Here is a 16915-nt window from a genome sequence, read left to right as displayed (position 1 = left end):
GGAGACAGGCCCTGGGCGTATGTTGGCCCCATGCCCGCCAAGTCCCGTACGTACCAACCGCAGAAGGTCAGCGCCGCGCTGGCCGCCCAGACCGGGGCGCTGCGCGCCGCCGTGGCGGGCCTCGGCGACGAACAGCTGGACCTGCCGACCAGGTTGGGGGACTGGCGGGTGCGGGAGCTGCTCGCCCACCTGGCCGTCCAACTCGACTTCGTCCCCGCGCACCTGGACGATCCGCTCCAGGGGCGCCCGCCGCTCGACCTGCCGGGCTGGGTGGCGGCGGTCGGCACGGTGGCGCCGCTGCTGGACGAGCAGGCCCGGGACCGGGCCGCGGCGGACTTCGGCGGGGACGCGGCCGCCGTCGCGGCGGCCTTCGGGCGGGCCGCCGACGCGCTGACCGGTCTGCTGGCGAAGCCCGAAGCCGCCGACCCGGTACGGCGGTTCGAGATCCGGCTCGGCTCGATGACGCTCGCCGACATGCTGGTCACCAGGCTGGTGGAGACCGTCGTGCACGCCGACGACCTGGCCGACGCCCTCGGCGCCGCCGCGTTCCCGCACGAGCGCCAGGCCCTCGCCGCCGTCACCCGGCTGCTCGCCGACGCGCTGGCGGTCCGGGCCCCCGGCGGCGCGGTCGAGCTGCGGATCCCGCCGTACGCCGTCGTCCAGGCCGTCGAGGGCCCCCGGCACACCCGGGGCACCCCGCCGAACGTGGTCGAGACCGACCCGCTGACCTGGATCCGGCTGGCCACCGGCCGGCTGCCCTGGGCGGCGGCGGTGGCCGACCACCGGGTGTCCGCCTCGGGGGAGCGCAGCGACCTGGGGGCGTACCTGCCGGTGCTGGGGTAGCGGCCCGAACCGGACGCGTCCTAGTGCAGCTGGTCGACCAGGGCTGCGGCGGCCTTGCGCAGGGGTTCGCCGGTGAGGGCCTGGTCCGGCTCGCCGGTGCCGGGGTTCTGGGACAGCATCAGCACGATGTCGCCCTCGCCCTGGTGCGCGATCCGGGCGAGGGCCGCGGTTCCCTTGCTGCCGAGGATCCGGGTCTGGCCGGGGCCCGGCTGCTCGGTGGCGACCTGCTGGAGCTCGGCGACGGACAGCTCCGCGGCGCGCCGGATGCCCGGCAGGAGCATGTTGACGGCCACCCCGGACTGCGGGACGGCGAACAGTTCGAGGTCCAGCCGCGCCGTGCCGACCTGGTAGGCGCAGCTGACGTCGGCGTTCGGCGGAGTGGCCGGGATCGACGGCATGGTCGGCGGGTGGCTCGCGCCGGACGGCCACGGCTGCGGCGGCAGGCCGTCGCCGACGCTGCCCTGCACGGCGTGCCCGTCGTACTCGTGGTCCGGGGTGACGGTGCCGGGGATCCCGGCCGCCTGCAGCGCCTTGCCGAGGTCGAGGCCGAACGGGCAGGTGTCCTGCTTGTCCTGCTGGAGCTTCTCGGCGGTCGAGCGGACGGAGCCGTAGGACAGTGCGCCGGGCCCGGGGACGCCCCCGGTCGAGGACGAGCAGGCGGCGGCGCCGAGGGCGATCCCGGCGGCGAACACGGCGGTGAGCTTTCGGCGGTGGGCAGCGGTCATGGTCGCAGGGTAGGCGCCGGGGGTCCCGGCCGACTGCCGATCAGGTCTCAACTCCGTTCCGAAGCACGGCGCCGGAGGCCCCTCAGGGCACGGCCGGGCCGCTCAGGTAGGTGCCCTCGGCGGAGTACGGCCAGGCGTTCGGCGTGCAGCCCTTGAGGCCGTAGATCTGCTGCATCATCGCGGGTGCGGGCTTGCCCGGGCCGGGGCAGGTCTCGTGGCCGTGGCCGATCCGGTGGCCGACCTCGTGATTGATGATCAGGGCCCGGTACTCGTCCAGCGGTCCGTCGAACTGGGGTGAACCGGTGTTCCAGCGCTTGGAGTTGACGAGCACCTGGTTGCCGACGTTGCAGTTCACCTCGCCGTGGGTGTCCAGGCCGGAGGCGCCGCAGATCTTGTCGACGGTGGCCGGGGAGGCGATCTTCACGGTGAAGTCGTAGGAGCCGCCGGCGACCAGCTGGAAGGCGTTCTTGCGGTCGTTGGTCCAGCCGCGGCGGTCGCCGAGGAAGCCGTGGATCTGCGCGGCGGCGGAGGCGGCGTCGATGCCGATGCCGTCCTCGACCTCCACCCGGTAGCGGCGCACGGTGCCGCGCCCGACCGCCTTGGCGTTGGCGGGGGCGGTGCTGAACGTGCCCGAGCCCTTGGTGGGGCCGGGGTCCGGGGCGGTGGGCGTCGGCGTGGGCGTGGGCGTCGGGGTGTTCACCGGGGTCGGGGTGGGGGTCGCCGACGGGGTGCCGGGTGCCTGTTCGGCGGGCGGGGCGAGCCGGGCCTGGGCGGAGGCGGCGGGGGCCGGGGCGTCCGGGGAGCGCTCCAGGGCGAAGGCCGCGGCGCCCAACAGCAGCACGGAGGCCACCAGTGCCGTGAGCATGCCAGGTCCGATCCGGCGGGATGCCCGGCGACGGCGTCTGCTGCGAGCGTTCTTGGACTGAGCGGCTCGCCGGCGGGCGGATCTGGCTGCGGGCACGCGCCACACCCTGACATGGCGAACGGGTGAATGTCCATATACCCGGTATGCAACCTTCGGGGCCCGTCGTGCGTTGGGCGGCGCTCGTCGGGCCGGCGGGCGGCCGATCACCGGGGGGCGGTTGACCCCAGGGCCCCGAATGGCAGACTGCACCCATGGCGATCCACAGGAATCTTCTCGACGGCCCCGAACCGACCCTGCTGCCCGAGGACGAGCAGCCCTACCGGATGCTGGCGGAGGAGTCCGCCTCACCGACCCAGGTGGCCGCGGAGTTCCCGACCTTCTGCCTCGCCTGGGCCATGCTCGCCGACGACGCCTACGCCGCCGGCCGGCACGTCGAGTCGTACGCCTACGCCCGCACCGGCTACCACCGGGGCCTCGACGCGCTGCGCCGCAACGGCTGGAAGGGCCACGGCCCGGTGCCGTGGGAGCACCGCGGCAACCGCGGCTTCCTGCGCTGCCTGGCGGCGCTCGCCCGGGCGGCCGGCGCGATCAAGGAGACCGAGGAGGAGGCCCGCTGCTGGCAGTTCCTCAAGGACAGCAGCGCGGAGGCGTACGCGGAGCTCAAGCAGTCGACCGAGCTGTAGGCACCCCGACGGTGTGACCGTGCCCCCGGTGGATGATCCACCGGGGGCACTCAGCACTCCGGGCGCCGGTCGTGCCGGCCGCCGGTTACTTCAGGCGCTTGCCGGCCGAGCGCAGCTGCTCGGCGGCCTCGCGCACGCGGGCGGCCATGCCGGCCTCGGCCAGCTTGCCCCAGGTGCGGGGGTCGTAGGTGTTCTTCTTGCCGACCTCGCCGTCGACCTTCAGCACGCCGTCGTAGTTGGCGAACATGTGGCCGGCCACCGGGCGGGTGAAGGCGTACTGGGTGTCGGTGTCCAGGTTCATCTTCACGACGCCGTTCTCCAGCGCGGTGGCGATCTCCTCGGTGGTCGAGCCCGAGCCGCCGTGGAAGACGAAGTCGAACGGGTCGGTCCGGCCGTACTGCTTGCCGATCGCGTCCTGCAGCTCGCGCAGCAGCTCCGGCTTGAGCACGACGTTGCCCGGCTTGTACACGCCGTGCACGTTGCCGAAGGAGGCGGCCAGCAGGTAGCGGCCCTTCTCGCCCAGGCCCAGCGCCTCGGCGGTGCGCACCGCGTCGTTGACGGTGGTGTACAGCTCGTCGTTGATCTCGTGGGTGACGCCGTCCTCCTCGCCGCCGGTCGGGGTGATCTCGACCTCAAGGATGATCTTGGCAGCGGCGGCCTGGGCCAGCAGCTCCTGGGCGATCTCCAGGTTGTCGGCGAGGGTCTCGGCCGAGCCGTCCCACATGTGCGACTGGAACAGCGGGTTCTGGCCCTTGGCCACGCGCTCGGCGGAGACCGCCAGCAGCGGGCGGACGTAGCCGTCCAGCTTGTCCTTCGGGCAGTGGTCGGTGTGCAGCGCGACGGTGATGTCGTACTTGGCGGCGACGATGTGGGCGAACTCGGCGAGCGCGACCGCGCCGGTGACCATGTCCTTGCTGTGCTGGCCGCCCAGGAACTCCGCGCCACCGGTCGAGATCTGGATGATGCCGTCGCTCTCGGCCTCGGCGAAACCGCGCAGCGCGGCGTGCAGGGTCTGCGACGAAGTGACGTTGATGGCCGGGTAGGCGAACTTGCCCGCCTTGGCCCGGTCCAGCATCTCGTTGTAGACCTCGGGAGTTGCGATGGGCATGCGATCCGCTCCTGTCGGGTTGCGGCGTACGGACGGTGCTGTCCGACGCTGTGTACGCCTTCGTGACGACTCCGTGCCGGCCCGCCGACGCGCGGCGCTGCGGTGTGGCTCTCCGGCACCAAGGTTCGAGGCGACCTCCGCGGTACGGCCATGAGGGTGGTGGGCCGCTGCGGACCGGACGCCGGTGTCATCTTCCCAGACTCGTGCCCGCAGGTCAGCAGGAGCCCGTCTGTCGGGACGGCGTACCGGACGGCGCGGCCGGAACTCGTCGGCGGTTCCGCGCCCACCGGCCCGGTCCGCGCTCCCGGTCGGCGCTCCCGGTGCACGCTCCCGGTCCGGGGCCTCGGCCGGACGTCACCGGAAAGGTACGCCCGCTATCCTGCGCCCGTGGACTACAACCAGCTGGCCGTCAACGTGCTCGACGCCAAATCCCTGATCTCGTCCCTCGGCGCCATCGGGCTGATCGCGATCATCTTCGCGGAGACCGGCCTGCTGGTCGGCTTCTTCTTCCCGGGTGACTCGCTGCTGATCCTGGCGGGCGTGGCCGCCTCGAACGCGGCCTCCTCGGTGCTCGGCGACGGTGCGAAGCTGCCGATCGCCGTGCTGCTCGTTGGCTGTCCGATCGCGGCGATCGCCGGTGCCCAGCTGGGGCACCTGATCGGTGTCAAGGTCGGACCGAGGATGTTCGACAAGCCCGATTCGAAGATCTTCCGCCGCGAGTACGTGGTGAAGGCGGAGGAGTACTTCAACAAGTTCGGCTCGGGCAAGGCCGTGGTGCTGGCCCGCTTCATGCCGATCATCCGGACCTTCCTGAACCCGGTGGCCGGCACCCTGGAGATGCCCGCGAAGACCTTCTTCGTGTGGAACGTCGTCGGCGGCGTGCTCTGGACCGAGTCCATGCTGCTGATCGGCTACTTCTTCGGCGACGCGCTCGCCCCGGTGATCGACAAGTACCTGATCCCGGCCGTGCTGCTGATCGTGCTGCTGTCGGTCTCGCCGATCCTGGTCGAGGTCGTGCGGGAGCGCCGCAAGAAGAAGGCCGGCATCGTCGAGGCCCCGGCCGGCGACGCGGTGCAGAGCGGCAGCGGGCGGCACCGCCGCGGCTGAGGCTGCACGGCGTACGGCTGCACGGCGCGTACGGCTGCACGGCTTCACGGTGCAGTGACGGAGGGCCGGGCCCCGTTCCGCGTGGTTTCACGTGAAACAGGGCCCGGCCCTCGGTGTTGCCCGGGGTGCCCGTACGGGTCAGAGACCCAGGTCGTCCAGGTCGTACGCGGTCACGTACTCCAGGCCCTGCTCCGCGATCGCGGCCGCGCCACCGCGCTCGACGATCACCGCGACGCCGACCACCTCGGCGCCCGCCTCGCGCAGCGCCTCGACGGCGGTCAGCACCGAGCCACCGGTGGTGGAGGTGTCCTCGACCGCCAGCACCCGGCGGCCCTTCACCTCGGGGCCCTCGATCCGGCGCTGCAGGCCGTGCGCCTTGCCCGCCTTGCGGACCACGAAGGCGTCCAGCTTCTGCCCGCGCGCGGCGGCGGCGTGCAGCATCGAGGCCGCCACCGGGTCGGCGCCCAGGGTCAGGCCGCCGACGGCGTCGTACTCCAGGTGGGAGGTCGCGTCCAGCATCACCCGGCCGACCAGCGGGGCGGCCTCGCCGTCCAGCGTGATCCGGCGCAGGTCGACGTAGTAGTCGGCCTCCTTGCCGGAGGAAAGGGTGACCTTGCCGTGCACGACGGCCTTGTCCTTGATCTGTGCCAGCAGGGCGTCGCGGTCGTTGCTCATGAGCGTTCAGTCTAGGCCCTGACGGCCTGCGGGGCGCTCGCGGCTAGCGCCGGCGCAGCGCCCTGACCAGCACCACGGCGCCGCCCAGCAGGGCCACCGAGCCGCCGATCACCCACGGCACCACACTGCGGCCGCCCGTGCCCGGCACCACGATGCCACCGGCCTCGCCGCCCCAGCGGGACGCCGCCCGGGCCCGCGCGCTGCGGGCCGGCAGCGCCGGGGCGTACCGGCCGCGCGGCGGGGCGTGGTCCACCTCCTCGGCCGAACGGCCGACGATGCTGCGGCGGACCGGGCCGGAGAGCTCCGGCTCGTCCTCGTAGGCGAAGAGCGGCTCGACCGGGAGCTCCTCGGCGACCCCGTCCTGCGGACCGCCGGTGCCGGCCTCGGCGGCGTCGCCGTCGCCGCGCTCGTCGATGTCGTCCTCGCCGTCGTTGTCGTCGTCGGCGGCGGAGCCGGTGGGGAGGCCGAAACGCTCGGCATCGGCGTCGGAGAAGGCGATCAGGTCGGAGAGGTCGTCGTCCAGGTCGTCGCCGGGCTGGTCCTGGCGGTCCTCGATGAACACCACCTCGGCGTCCGTCCCGGTGTCCGTCCCGTCGTCCGTCCCGGCGTCGGCCTCGTCCGAGGGCTCCGACCCGGCCTCGTCCGCGGCCTCGTCGGCGAGCTCCTCGTCGCCGACGGCCGGGGCGTCCGGGGAGGTGAGCGCGAGGGCGAAGCGCTCCAGCAGACGGCGGCCGACGGCGTCGAGGGTCTCGGCGTCGAACTCGGTCAGCCGGCCGGTGGCGCTCAGGTCGCCGGTGAAGCGGACCGTCGCGGTGCCGTCCTCGGCACCCTCCGCGACGCTCACCCGTACGGTGGCGGTCGCCTCGCCGCTGCCCCGGGCCTCCTCGCCCTCGGCCAGCACGGTCAGCACACCGCCCCGGCCCTCGATCAGCGACAGCACGCCCTTGTAGGTGATCGTGGAGCCGCCGATCCGCAGTTTCAGCCGCCCGCCGATCTCCTCGGCCGGCCCGGTCCCGACCGCCGCCGGCTCGGTGCTCAGACCCGGCACGCTCCGCGCCAGCAGCGCCGGATCCTGCAAGGCCTGCCGCACCAGCTCTGCGGACATCGGGACGACAACCTCATGCTCCATGCCACGGAGCCTACCGACTGGGCCCCGCCCGGTCCCCACCCACCACCGCCCGACTTTCCCCGGCCCGCCCCCGCCCGCCCGGGCTCCGGGGCGTGTCCCGCGCCCGTTCGCCCGGTCGGCCCGTCCGCTCCCGGCCCGGGGCCCCGGAGCCGCTTCGTGCGCGGCTCGGTGCACCGCTCGGACGTGGGCCCGACCGGTGCACCGCCGAGGTCGGCCGCCGGGTCAGCGCGGTGCCAGCAGGGTGAGGGGGGCCGGGGGGCGGGGCGGGCGGAGGGCGGTGAGGCGGGTGGTCGAGGTGCGGAGGGTGTCGGGGGTGAGGGCCCGGGGTGGTGGGGCGTCGGGGGCGAGGGTGAGCGGGGGCGGGGTGGCGGCGGCGAGCAGGAAGTCCTGGGCGGCGTCCGGCGGGCCCGGGCGGCAGCCGGCGGTGGCGCTGCCGTCGACCGCGTACGGGGCGGTCCGCAGCCCGACCGCGCGGAGGCCGGACTCGATCTGCCAGAGGCCGTCCCCGCCGCCCCCGCCTTCCCCGCCGGCGCGGACGGCGATCCGGCCGCCGGGGGCCAGCAGCCGGGCGGCGAGGCCGTAGAACTCCTGGGAGTGGAACTTGACCGGGCCGCCGTCCGAGGGGGCGGGCAGGTCGGCGAGCACCACGTCGTACTCCTCGTCGGGTGCGCCGCGCAGCCAGGCCAGCGGGTCGGCGGCGGTGGTGCGGACCCTGGGGTCGTCCAGGGCGTGGCCGTCGAGGGCGGCGAGGCCGGGGTCGGTGCGGGCGAGCCGGGGGAGCGCCGGGTCGGCGTCGACGAGGCGGACGGAGCGGACGCCGCGGTGCCGCAGCACCTCCCGCAGGGCGAGGCCGTCGCCGCCGCCGAGCAGCAGGACCCGGGCGTCGGGGCCGGCGGCCATGGCCGGGTGGACGAGGCCTTCGCTGCCCCGGTACTCGTCGGGCCCGCAGACCGCGAGCCGTCCGTCGAGGTAGAGCCGGAGCGGGCCCTCGGCGGGGCCGGTGAGCACGATCTCCTGGTACCGGCTGCGGGTGGCGTAGCGGACCTGGTCGCCGTAGAGGGCGTGCCGGGCGGCGCGTTCGATCGGGTCGGAGCCGACGGCGGCCGCGGCGAGCAGGGCGAGGACGAGGGCGCAGCCGGCCCAGAGCAGCCGTCGTATCCGGGGGGCGGGTTCCTCGCGGAAGAGCCAGAGCACCACGGCGGCCCCGGCGACGGCGTTGACCGCCCCGGTGAGCAGGGCGCCGTCGCCGGGGCCGAGCAGGGGGAGGATCAGGAACGGGAAGGCGAGGCCGCCGATCAGCGCGCCCACGTAGTCGGCGGCGAAGAGGTCGGCGACGGCGCGTCCGGCGTCCTCGCGCCGGATGCGTTGGATGAGGGTCATCAGCAGCGGGATCTCGGCGCCGATGAGGATGCCGATGAGGCAGGTGAGGATGACCATCGCGGCCTGGTAGCGGCCGATCCAGGCCCAGCAGGAGTACAGGGCGAGGACGGAGAGCCCGCCGGTGAGGGCGAGGGCGCACTCGACGAGGGCGAAGGCGGTCGCGGGCCGGCTGGTGAGCCGTTTGGCGAGCAGGGAGCCGAGGCCCATCGCGAAGACCATGACGGAGAGCACCACGGAGGTCTGGGTGACGGTGTCCCCGAGCAGGTAGTCGCCGAGCGCCACGAGTTCGAGTTCGTAGACGAGTCCGCAGGCCGCGCAGACGAACGCGGCCAGCAGGACGGTCAGCCGGGCGAGCCGGGGGCGGGAGCGCAGCCGGGAGCGACGGCGGGCGGGCAGGGGGGTGAGGCTTCGCCCGGGCCGGGGTGGGGTGCCGTCGTCGAGGTCCACTCGCGGGCGTGCGGGCGGACCGGCCGGATGGTTGATCACGAACAAACGCTAGGGGACGTGCGGGACGGATCGCTGCGCCCATCCGACGGACAGCGGGAGCCCTCGGATTGACGAATCGTTCCTGCGTACGATTCGTAGGCCTGTGCCGGGTGGCATATGACCGGTTCGGTGCTGCCGGACGGGCTGCTGGTGCCCGGCGGGTGGGCTGTCACGGCCCCGGCACCACCAGCGAGGAACGGGTGCAGACCAGCTGCCCCTCCTGCGGGTAGGCGTGCCAGGTCCGCCAGAGCAGCCGGTCGGTGCCGCCCTGGGTGACCAGGGCGGTGAAGGCGCTCGGGTCGCCCGGGAAGACCCCGGCGAGACCGCGCGGGTGCCCCTCGACCAGGGCCAGCAGCTCCTGGGCGCGGGCCGCGAAGTCGTGCGGGGGCAGGGCCTCGATGCGGGCGGCGAACTCGTACTCCCAGCCGCCGACCTGCTTGGCCACCCGGGCCGGCAGCGGGGTGCGGCGGCCGGGCATGCAGGCGACGGTCTCCAGGCAGTCTCCGGGGCCGGCCGAGATCACCACCTGGTGCGAGGCGCCCAGCAGCCGCAGCTGGAGGGTGCCGGGGGTTCCGGGGCGGCCGCCGTCGAGTCTCAGGTCGCGGACGGCGAGAGCGGGCAGCGGGTCGCCGCCGAGGCACCAGGCCAGGTCACCGGCGCGGGTGTCCGTGTAGGAGGTCTGCAGTGTGGTGAGCATGCTCGGCTCCGCGTTTCAGCTCCGTGCGCGCCCGCCGAGCAGCAGCGAGTAGGCCTAGGCGATGGCGAGGCTGTTCGTGGCTGTGCGGCCCTGGGCGCGGCCGACCGTGGAAGGAAGGATTCCGGCTGGAGATTCAGCAGCAGAGAAGCATGAATACGCCGGGTCCGTCGGTGATTTACCCATCTTTGTCAAGCATTCACCGTTTCGAGCACACCTGCTTCCCGGCTCTGATCGACCCGGTGTGCGACTCTGCACAGCGCGCGCCCCTGTCACCGGCCCGTGCGCCGTGTGCGCCGGTCGTGCGCTCTTCGCGCGCATCATGCGCCGCCGCCCGCCCCACGGGGGGTGCGGGCGGGTCTCCGGGTGTGCCCGACAGGCCGTGAGGCCTGCCTGACGGGCAGCAAAGGAGCATGCCACCCAGGGGAGTTGGGGGTCGAATCAGCATGTTCGGCGGGCCAGAATTGGTCCCTGTCCAAGGGGGCGCGCAAAACGAAACGCGCGCCCCATGTGCGCAACGGGCCCCCGGAACCCTCCGCTCCCTTTGCAGAAACCGCTCTCCGGCGGGCTAGGCGGCGCCGCGCGGACCGGACGGGGCCGCCGAGCGGAGCCGTCGGCGGATCAACTCACGTGCGAGCAGGGCATGTTCATCGCACGGGCGGCTGCTGGGGCACGCACGGGGGAGCGGGAGGGCATTCCGCCGCCCGGCATTCCGCACTTCGTGCCCGGCTTCGTGACTGGCTTTGTGACCGGCTTCGTGACCGGTGGGACGTCGGCGGCTTCTTCCGGTTCTTCCGGATTCCGCACGGCACCGAGTGCGCCGCCGACGTAGACCGGCGGTCGCTCAGAGCCGCCGCAGGCGGTCCACGGCCTCCTGGAGGACCTCGTCCTTCTTGCAGAAGGTGAACCGGACCAGGCTGCGCCCGGCGTCCGGGTCGTCGTAGAAGACGGCGTTGGGGATGGCGACGACGCCGCAGCGCTCCGGGAGGGCGCGGCAGAAGTCGATGCCGTCCTTCTCCCCGAGCGGGGTGATGTCGGTGGTGACGAAGTACGTGCCCTCGGGGGTGAAGGCCCGGAAGCCGGCCGCGGTGAGGCCGTCGAGCAGGAGGTCGCGCTTGCGGCGCAGGTCGGTGCGCAGGGTGTCGAAGTAGCCGTCGGGCAGGCGCAGGGCCTCGGCGACGGCGTACTGGAAGGGGCCGGCGCTGACGTAGGTGAGGTACTGCTTGGCGGTGCGCACGGCGGCGACCAGGGCGGGGCTCGCGGTGACCCAGCCGACCTTCCAGCCGGTGAAGGAGAAGGTCTTGCCGGCCGAGGAGATGGTGACGGTGCGCTCGCGCATGCCGGGGAGGGCGGCGAGGGGGCGGTGGGTGGCGCCGAAGACCAGGTGCTCGTACACCTCGTCGGTGATCACCAGGAGGTCGTGCTCGATCGCGAGGGCGGCGATGCCGGCCAGCTCCTCGGCGGTGAGGACGGTGCCGGTCGGGTTGTGCGGGGTGTTGATCAGCAGCAGCCGGGTGCGCGGGTTGATCAGGGCGCGCAGTTCGTCCAGGTCGGGGCGGAAGTGCGGGGCCCGGAGGGTGAGCGGGCGGCGGACGGCTCCGGCCATGGCGATGCAGGCGGCGTAGGAGTCGTAGAAGGGTTCGAGGGCGATCACCTCGTCGCCGGGCTCCAGCAGGGCGAGCAGGGCGGCGGCGATGGCCTCGGTGGCTCCGGCGGTGACCAGGACCTCGGTGTCGGGGTCGTACGCGAGGCCGTGGAAGCGCTGCTGGTGCTCGGCGATGGCCTGCCGAAGCTCGGGGATGCCGGGGCCGGGCGGGTACTGGTTGCCGCGGCCCTCGCGCAGGGCCCGGACGGCCGCCTCGCGGACCTCCTCGGGCCCGTCGGTGTCGGGGAAGCCCTGGCCGAGGTTGATCGAGCCGGTGGCCGTGGCCAGGGCGGACATCTCGGCGAAGATCGTCGTCCCCATCCCGGCAAGTCGGCGGTTCAGCAGCGGCCTGGTACCCATCGGTGGCTCCTCACGGCTCGTCGTCAGGGCCATCCTGGGGCAGTCGGGGGCCGGGGACAAGGACGGCCCGGCGGCCGGGAGGCGCGGGGAGGGTACGGGAACGGCCCGGCCCCGGCGTCTGCCGGGGGCCGGGCCGCAGGGGTGCGTGCCGGGGCCTCGGTCAGGCCTCCTCGCCGCCCTCGCTGTCGCCGTCCTCGCCCTCGATCTCGTTCTGCAGGCCGAGGCGCTCGACGATCCACTGCTCGAAGCCGACCGCGGCCTGGGTCCAGTTCGCGGTGGTGGTGACGAAGTAGTCCAGGTTGACGCCGTTGCCGACGATCATCTGGACCTCGCCGATCAGGCGGACCACGCCGTCCTCGTGGGTGTGGGTGTACACCTTGGGCCAGAGGGTCTCGCGGTTCCACTCGTCGATCAGGTCGAGGATCTCGCCCTTCTTCTCCAGCGGGTACGCGCGGTCGTAGAAGGCACGGACCGCGAAGAGCTCCTTCTGCTCGCCGCGGAACATGTAGTAGACGCGGAAACCCTCCCAGGGGGCGGTGAGGTCGCCCTCCTCGTCCACGACGTGCTTGAGCTGCATCTGGTCGAGCAGCTGGGCGACCAGGGCCTGGTCCGGGACGACGATCGGCGGAGGGCCGGCCGGTCGGCCACCCTGGCCACCGGGCTGGCCGCCCTGGGGCACGCCGAACGACGGGATGGACGACGGGTCGATGCTCATGGGGGGTCCCTCTTCCTCAGTGCACGTGGTGGCCGGCAATGAGAGGCCGCCCTTTCCACCTCCCATCCTGCCTCATCCGGGGCTCCGCTCACAGGGGCGGCGGGGGCGCGTCGATCTTCGTCCCGGGGGGTCCGGGGGCCTCCGTCACGCACGGTGCCCGGGGTGCGGCGGCCTCGTCGCACGCCCGGCGCGCGCGTGAGCCAAGTCACGCGCCCGGCGCCCGGGTTCGCCTGCCGTACGCGCCGGATGCGGTTAGCGTGCGACGGAACTGGCCCGGGGCAAAGGCCTTTCCTCCCGGGCGAGTTGAGATGTTTTGGACCGAAGGGGGGAACGGGGATGGAGCGTACGGTGACGGGGGAGGGCGCCTCGCTCGGGGCGTTGCTGCGGAACATCCGGCTGGACCGGGGGATGACGCAGGAGCAGTTGGGGGAGGCCTCGGGGCTGAGCGTGCGGTCGATCCGCGACCTGGAGCGGGGGGTGTCCTGCCCGCGGGTGTCCACCCTGCGGCTGCTCACCCAGACCTGGAGCCTCCCGGAGTCCCAGGGCGCCGAGCTGCACCGGATGGCCCGCGCCTGGCGGGACCGCACGCGGCGGGAGCAGCGGGCCCCGGGGGCCGAGCGGGTGCCGGGGTACTGAGCGGGTGCCGGGGTGCCGGGGTACTGGGCGGGTGCCCGGCGGCCGTCCCCTCGCGCGGGCGGGGGGACGGCCGTGGGCCGGCGGTGACGGCCGTGGGCCGGCGGTGACGGGCGGGGCTGGCGGTTACTTCTCCAGCGGGCCCCGGCCGCGGACGGTGAGCCGGTCGCCCTCCTCGTCCCGCTCGACCAGGACGGTGTCCCCGTCGTGCACCTGGCCGGAGAGGATCGCCCGGGCGAGCTGGTCACCGATCGCGGACTGCACCAGCCGGCGCAGCGGGCGGGCGCCGTACGCCGGGTCGTACCCGGTGAGCGCCAGCCAGTCGCGGGCCGCCGCGGAGACCTCCAGGGTGAGCCGCCGCTCGCGCAGCCGCTCGGCGAGGCGGGCGACCTGGAGGTCGACGATCCGGCTGAGCTCGGCGGTGCCCAGCGGGTCGAAGACCACGATGTCGTCCAGCCGGTTGAGGAACTCCGGCTTGAACGCGGCCCGGACGGCGTCCAGCACCAGGGCCTTCTTCCGGTCCTCCGGGGTTGCCGGGTCGACGAGGTGGTGCGAGCCCAGGTTGGAGGTGAGGATCAGGATCGCGTTGCGGAAGTCCACCGTGCGGCCCTGGCCGTCGGTGAGCCGGCCGTCGTCCAGCACCTGGAGCAGCACGTCGAAGACCTCGGGGTGGGCCTTCTCCACCTCGTCCAGCAGCACCACGCTGTACGGGCGGCGGCGGACCGCCTCGGTGAGCTGGCCGCCCTCCTCGTAGCCGACGTACCCGGGCGGGGCGCCGACCAGGCGGGAGACCGAGTGCTTCTCGCCGTACTCGCTCATGTCGATCCGGACCATCGCCCGCTCGTCGTCGAAGAGGAAGTCGGCCAGGGCCTTGGCGAGTTCGGTCTTGCCGACGCCCGTCGGGCCGAGGAACAGGAAGGAGCCGGTCGGGCGGTCCGGGTCGGCGATGCCCGAGCGGGTGCGCCGCACCGCGTCCGAGACGGCCTGCACCGCCTCCGCCTGGCCGATCAGGCGGCGGCCCAACTCCTCCTCCATGCGCAGGAGTTTGGCGCTCTCGCCCTCCAGCAGCCGGCCGGCCGGGATGCCCGTCCAGGAGGCGACCACGTCGGCCACGTCGTCCGGGCCGACCTCCTCCTTGACCATCGAGGCTGAGGCGTCCTGGTCCGCGGCGCGTTCCTGGGCCTCGGTGAGCTCGGTCTCGGCGGCCGGGATCTCGGCGTACATCAGCTTGGACGCCCGCTCGAAGTCCCCGTCGCGCTGGGCCCGTTCGAGCGCGCCGTGCAGGCCCTCCAGCCGCTCCTTGAGCTCGCCGACCCGGTTGAGGCTCTTCTTCTCCTGCTCCCAGCGCGCCGTCAGCACGCTCAACTGCTCGTTCTTGTCGGCGAGATCGCGCCGCAGCCGGGCGAGGCGGTCGACCGAGGCCGGGTCCGACTCCTTCTCCAGGGCCAGCTCCTCCATCCGCAACCGGTCTACGGAGCGCTGGAGTTCGTCGATCTCGACCGGGGAGGAGTCGATCTCCATCCGGAGCCGGGAGGCCGCCTCGTCGACCAGGTCGATCGCCTTGTCGGGCAGGAAGCGGGAGGTGATGTAGCGGTTGGACAGGGTGGCCGCAGCGACCAGGGCGGCGTCCGAGATCTGCACCTTGTGGTGCGCCTCGTACCGGCCCTTGAGGCCGCGCAGGATGGCGATCGAGTCCTCGACGCTGGGCTCGCCGACCAGCACCTGCTGGAAGCGGCGCTCCAGGGCCGGGTCCTTCTCGATCCGCTCGCGGTACTCGTCCAGTGTGGTGGCGCCGACCATCCGCAGCTCGCCGCGGGCCAGCATCGGCTTGAGCATGTTGCCCGCGTCCATCGCGGAGTCGCCGCCGGCGCCCGCGCCGACCATGGTGTGCAGCTCGTCGATGAACGTGACGACCTGGCCGTCGGAGGACTTGATGTCGTTCAGGACGGCCTTCAAGCGCTCCTCGAACTCGCCGCGGAACTTGGCGCCGGCCACCATCGCGCTGAGGTCCAGCGAGACCAGCCGCTTGCCGCGCAGCGACTCCGGTACGTCACCGGCCACGATCCGCTGGGCCAGGCCCTCGACCACGGCCGTCTTGCCGACGCCGGGCTCGCCGATCAGCACCGGGTTGTTCTTCGTCCGGCGGGAGAGCACCTGGACCACCCGGCGGATCTCGTGGTCCCGGCCGATCACTGGGTCGAGCTTGCCGTCCCGGGCGGCCTGGGTGAGGTCGGTGCCGTACTTCTCCAGGGCCTTGTAGGTGCCCTCCGGATCCGGCGACGTCACCCGGCCGCTGCCGCGGACGTCCTTGAAGGCGGCGAGCAGCGCCTTGGGCGTCGCGCCCTGCTGCGCCAGCAGCTCGGCGACCGCCCCGCCCTCGGCGGCCAGGCCGACCAGCAGGTGCTCGGTGGAGACGTACTGGTCGTCCAGGTCGTCCGCGCGGCGGCCGGCCTCGGTGAGCACGGCCAGGGTGTCCCGGGCCAGTTGCGGGGCGGAGACCGTCGAGCCCGTCGCGCTGGGCAGCGCCGTCAGCTGGCGGCGCGCCTCGGCGTCGACCCGGCCGGGGGCCGCCCCGACCGCCTCCAGCAGGGGCCGGGCGATGCCCTCGGGCTGCTCCAGCAGGGCGATCAGGATGTGCACCGGCCTGACGTCCGGATTGCCTGCGCCGCCCGCCTGCCGGATCGCGGCGGACAGGGCGTCCTGGGTCTTGGTGGTGAACTTGCTGGCGTCCACTGCTGGGGGATCCTCCCTCGTCGTCCTTCACTGCTGCTGGGTACAGCATGCACTAAGTTGAGTGTACTCCGCTCAACTTTCGGGCGAAGGCTTCTCGCGGAGCCGGAGCCTGGGGTCTGGGGTCTGGGGCCCTGCGGGGCTCAGCCCTTCCGCCGCAGGTGCTGGCGGACGCTGCGCCGGGTCAGGCCCAGCAGCTCCCGGGCCGGCCCGCCCGGCCGCTGCCCGGCCGGCCACACCGCGCGCAGCGGCCGCCGCAGGTCCAGCTCCTCCGCCAGCGGCACCTCGACCAGCCGCCGGGTGGCCAGCTCCTCCACCACCGCCAGCTCGCTCAGGCAGACCGGCCCCGCCCCGGTCATCGCCGCCCCCTTCAACGCCGTGGACGAGGCCAGCTCCATCCGGGGCTGCACGGCGCCCCCGTACGGCGCCAGCGCCGCCTCCAGCACCTCCCGGGTGCCCGAGCCGGGCTCGCGCAGCACCAGCGGGGTGGCCGCGAGCTCCGCCCCGGTCAGCGGGGTGCGGCGACGCGCCCAGCGGTGGCCGGGCGCCACCACGACCACCAGCCGGTCCGCCGCCACCACCGCGCCGGCCAGCCCGGGCGGGGTGGTCGGACCCTCGACGAAGCCGAGGTCGGCGTCCCCGGCCAGCACGTGCCCGGCGACCTCCGCCGAGTTCGCCGTCCGCAGCGTCACCGCCGTCCCCGGACTGGCCTCGGACAGTGCCAGCAGCCAGCCCGGCATCAGGTACTCGGCGACGGTCAGACTGGCCACCACCCGCAGCTTGGCGTCCCGCCGTTCGCGCAGCGCGTCGATCCCGGCGTCCAGCGCCTGCGCCGCCTCCACCACCTGGCGGGCCCACTCGACCACCAGCCGCCCCGCCTGGGTCGGCCGGCTGCCCCGGGGCGAGCGCTCCAGCAGCGGGACGCCGATCTGCCGCTCCATGCCCTTGATCCGGGCGCTCGCGGTCGGCTGGCTCACGCCCAGCTCGGCCGCGGCCCGGCCGACGCTGCCCAGCCGGGCCACCGCGAGCAGCAGTTCCAGGGCGCCCAGTTCGGGGACGTGCGGAGAGAGGGGCATAGGTTCAGGCTATGCCCTCATAGAACCCGCGGCGCTACCGGCGGCCGGGCCGCTCGGCGAC

15 protein-coding genes are annotated in these 16915 nt (G+C 73.8%); 4 read left to right on the top strand and 11 right to left on the bottom strand.

Translation table 11 applies throughout. From position 1 onward, the window contains the following. Positions 1–30: 30 nt before the first annotated feature. Positions 31–843: a sterol carrier family protein gene (locus ACFC1T_RS03010; RefSeq protein WP_375882772.1), complete on the top strand. Its 813-nt coding sequence runs from the start codon at positions 31–33 to the stop codon at positions 841–843. Between the two features lie 20 nt (positions 844–863). On the opposite strand, the gene ACFC1T_RS03005 is transcribed toward ACFC1T_RS03010, so the two are convergent. Both ACFC1T_RS03005 and ACFC1T_RS03000 read right to left on the bottom strand, forming a co-directional pair. Then, the gene (locus ACFC1T_RS03005) at positions 864–1568 is read right to left on the bottom strand and encodes a hypothetical protein (RefSeq protein ID WP_375882769.1); all 705 of its coding nucleotides are present in this window, start codon (positions 1566–1568) and stop codon (positions 864–866) included. An 82-nt stretch (positions 1569–1650) separates the two neighbouring features. Then, positions 1651–2433 carry a DUF3152 domain-containing protein gene (locus ACFC1T_RS03000; RefSeq protein WP_375882766.1) on the bottom strand — a complete coding sequence of 261 codons (783 nt, stop codon included), beginning with the start codon at positions 2431–2433 and terminating at the stop codon, positions 1651–1653. A 251-nt stretch (positions 2434–2684) separates the two neighbouring features. Here ACFC1T_RS03000 and ACFC1T_RS02995 point away from each other — a divergent pair, with 251 nt between their 5' ends. Continuing rightward, positions 2685–3116, top strand: a complete 432-nt coding sequence (locus ACFC1T_RS02995; RefSeq protein WP_375882763.1) for a DUF3151 domain-containing protein — start codon at positions 2685–2687, stop codon at positions 3114–3116. An 85-nt stretch (positions 3117–3201) separates the two neighbouring features. Here ACFC1T_RS02995 and fbaA read toward each other — a convergent pair whose 3' ends face one another. Further along, positions 3202–4224: a class II fructose-bisphosphate aldolase gene (gene fbaA / locus ACFC1T_RS02990; protein WP_375882760.1), complete on the bottom strand. Its 1023-nt coding sequence runs from the start codon at positions 4222–4224 to the stop codon at positions 3202–3204. A gap of 387 nt (positions 4225–4611) precedes the next feature. Between fbaA and ACFC1T_RS02985 the strand changes: the two genes are divergently transcribed. After that, positions 4612–5331: a DedA family protein gene (locus ACFC1T_RS02985; RefSeq protein WP_375882757.1), complete on the top strand. Its 720-nt coding sequence runs from the start codon at positions 4612–4614 to the stop codon at positions 5329–5331. Between the two features lie 138 nt (positions 5332–5469). Here the strand turns inward: ACFC1T_RS02985 and pyrE are convergent, their stop codons facing one another. The 6 genes from pyrE to ACFC1T_RS02955 all read right to left on the bottom strand — a co-directional run bounded on the left by pyrE (position 5470) and on the right by ACFC1T_RS02955 (position 12415). After that, complete coding sequence (gene pyrE / locus ACFC1T_RS02980; protein ID WP_375882755.1) at positions 5470–6006, bottom strand: orotate phosphoribosyltransferase; 537 nt, start codon at positions 6004–6006, stop codon at positions 5470–5472. A gap of 43 nt (positions 6007–6049) precedes the next feature. Next, complete coding sequence (locus tag ACFC1T_RS02975; protein WP_375882752.1) at positions 6050–7135, bottom strand: hypothetical protein; 1086 nt, start codon at positions 7133–7135, stop codon at positions 6050–6052. 222 nt (positions 7136–7357) lie between these two features. Further along, positions 7358–9001, bottom strand: a complete 1644-nt coding sequence (locus ACFC1T_RS02970; protein ID WP_375882749.1) for a polyamine aminopropyltransferase — start codon at positions 8999–9001, stop codon at positions 7358–7360. Between the two features lie 169 nt (positions 9002–9170). After that, complete coding sequence (locus ACFC1T_RS02965; protein WP_375882747.1) at positions 9171–9698, bottom strand: DUF2617 family protein; 528 nt, start codon at positions 9696–9698, stop codon at positions 9171–9173. Positions 9699–10539: 841 nt separating this feature from the next. Further along, complete coding sequence (locus ACFC1T_RS02960) at positions 10540–11700, bottom strand: pyridoxal phosphate-dependent aminotransferase (RefSeq protein WP_375882744.1); 1161 nt, start codon at positions 11698–11700, stop codon at positions 10540–10542. A gap of 160 nt (positions 11701–11860) precedes the next feature. Further along, entirely contained in the window at positions 11861–12415 is a 555-nt protein-coding gene (locus tag ACFC1T_RS02955; RefSeq protein WP_375882741.1) for a YbjN domain-containing protein, read from the bottom strand. A gap of 336 nt (positions 12416–12751) precedes the next feature. Here ACFC1T_RS02955 and ACFC1T_RS02950 point away from each other — a divergent pair, with 336 nt between their 5' ends. After that, positions 12752–13051, top strand: a complete 300-nt coding sequence (locus tag ACFC1T_RS02950; RefSeq protein WP_375882738.1) for a helix-turn-helix domain-containing protein — start codon at positions 12752–12754, stop codon at positions 13049–13051. 123 nt (positions 13052–13174) lie between these two features. On the opposite strand, the gene clpB is transcribed toward ACFC1T_RS02950, so the two are convergent. Then, positions 13175–15781: an ATP-dependent chaperone ClpB gene (gene clpB, locus ACFC1T_RS02945; RefSeq protein WP_375882735.1), complete on the bottom strand. Its 2607-nt coding sequence runs from the start codon at positions 15779–15781 to the stop codon at positions 13175–13177. 140 nt (positions 15782–15921) lie between these two features. After that, a complete protein-coding gene (locus tag ACFC1T_RS02940) occupies positions 15922–16854 on the bottom strand; it encodes a LysR family transcriptional regulator (RefSeq protein WP_375882733.1) in 933 nt (310 codons plus the stop codon). Between the last annotated feature and the right edge of the window lie 61 nt (positions 16855–16915).

This window comes from Kitasatospora sp. NPDC056076, from assembly GCF_042266305.1.
Taxonomy (GTDB): Bacteria; Actinomycetota; Actinomycetes; order Streptomycetales; family Streptomycetaceae; genus Kitasatospora.
The sequence above is the reverse complement of the archived record's forward strand: the minus strand, read 5'-3'. Positions and strand labels throughout refer to the sequence as shown.

Bases quoted from the DNA above. Each gene is read 5' to 3' on its own strand.
- ACFC1T_RS03010 (WP_375882772.1), top strand. From the start codon at position 31: ATGCCCGCCAAGTCCCGTACGTACCAACCGCAGAAGGTCAGCGCCGCG.
- ACFC1T_RS03005 (WP_375882769.1), bottom strand. From the start codon at position 1,568: ATGACCGCTGCCCACCGCCGAAAGCTCACCGCCGTGTTCGCCGCCGGG.
- ACFC1T_RS03000 (WP_375882766.1), bottom strand. From the start codon at position 2,433: ATGCTCACGGCACTGGTGGCCTCCGTGCTGCTGTTGGGCGCCGCGGCC.
- ACFC1T_RS02995 (WP_375882763.1), top strand. From the start codon at position 2,685: ATGGCGATCCACAGGAATCTTCTCGACGGCCCCGAACCGACCCTGCTG.
- fbaA (WP_375882760.1), bottom strand. From the start codon at position 4,224: ATGCCCATCGCAACTCCCGAGGTCTACAACGAGATGCTGGACCGGGCC.
- pyrE (WP_375882755.1), bottom strand. From the start codon at position 6,006: ATGAGCAACGACCGCGACGCCCTGCTGGCACAGATCAAGGACAAGGCC.
- ACFC1T_RS02975 (WP_375882752.1), bottom strand. From the start codon at position 7,135: ATGGAGCATGAGGTTGTCGTCCCGATGTCCGCAGAGCTGGTGCGGCAG.
- ACFC1T_RS02965 (WP_375882747.1), bottom strand. From the start codon at position 9,698: ATGCTCACCACACTGCAGACCTCCTACACGGACACCCGCGCCGGTGAC.
- ACFC1T_RS02960 (WP_375882744.1), bottom strand. From the start codon at position 11,700: ATGGGTACCAGGCCGCTGCTGAACCGCCGACTTGCCGGGATGGGGACG.
- ACFC1T_RS02955 (WP_375882741.1), bottom strand. From the start codon at position 12,415: ATGAGCATCGACCCGTCGTCCATCCCGTCGTTCGGCGTGCCCCAGGGC.
- ACFC1T_RS02950 (WP_375882738.1), top strand. From the start codon at position 12,752: ATGGAGCGTACGGTGACGGGGGAGGGCGCCTCGCTCGGGGCGTTGCTG.
- ACFC1T_RS02940 (WP_375882733.1), bottom strand. From the start codon at position 16,854: ATGCCCCTCTCTCCGCACGTCCCCGAACTGGGCGCCCTGGAACTGCTG.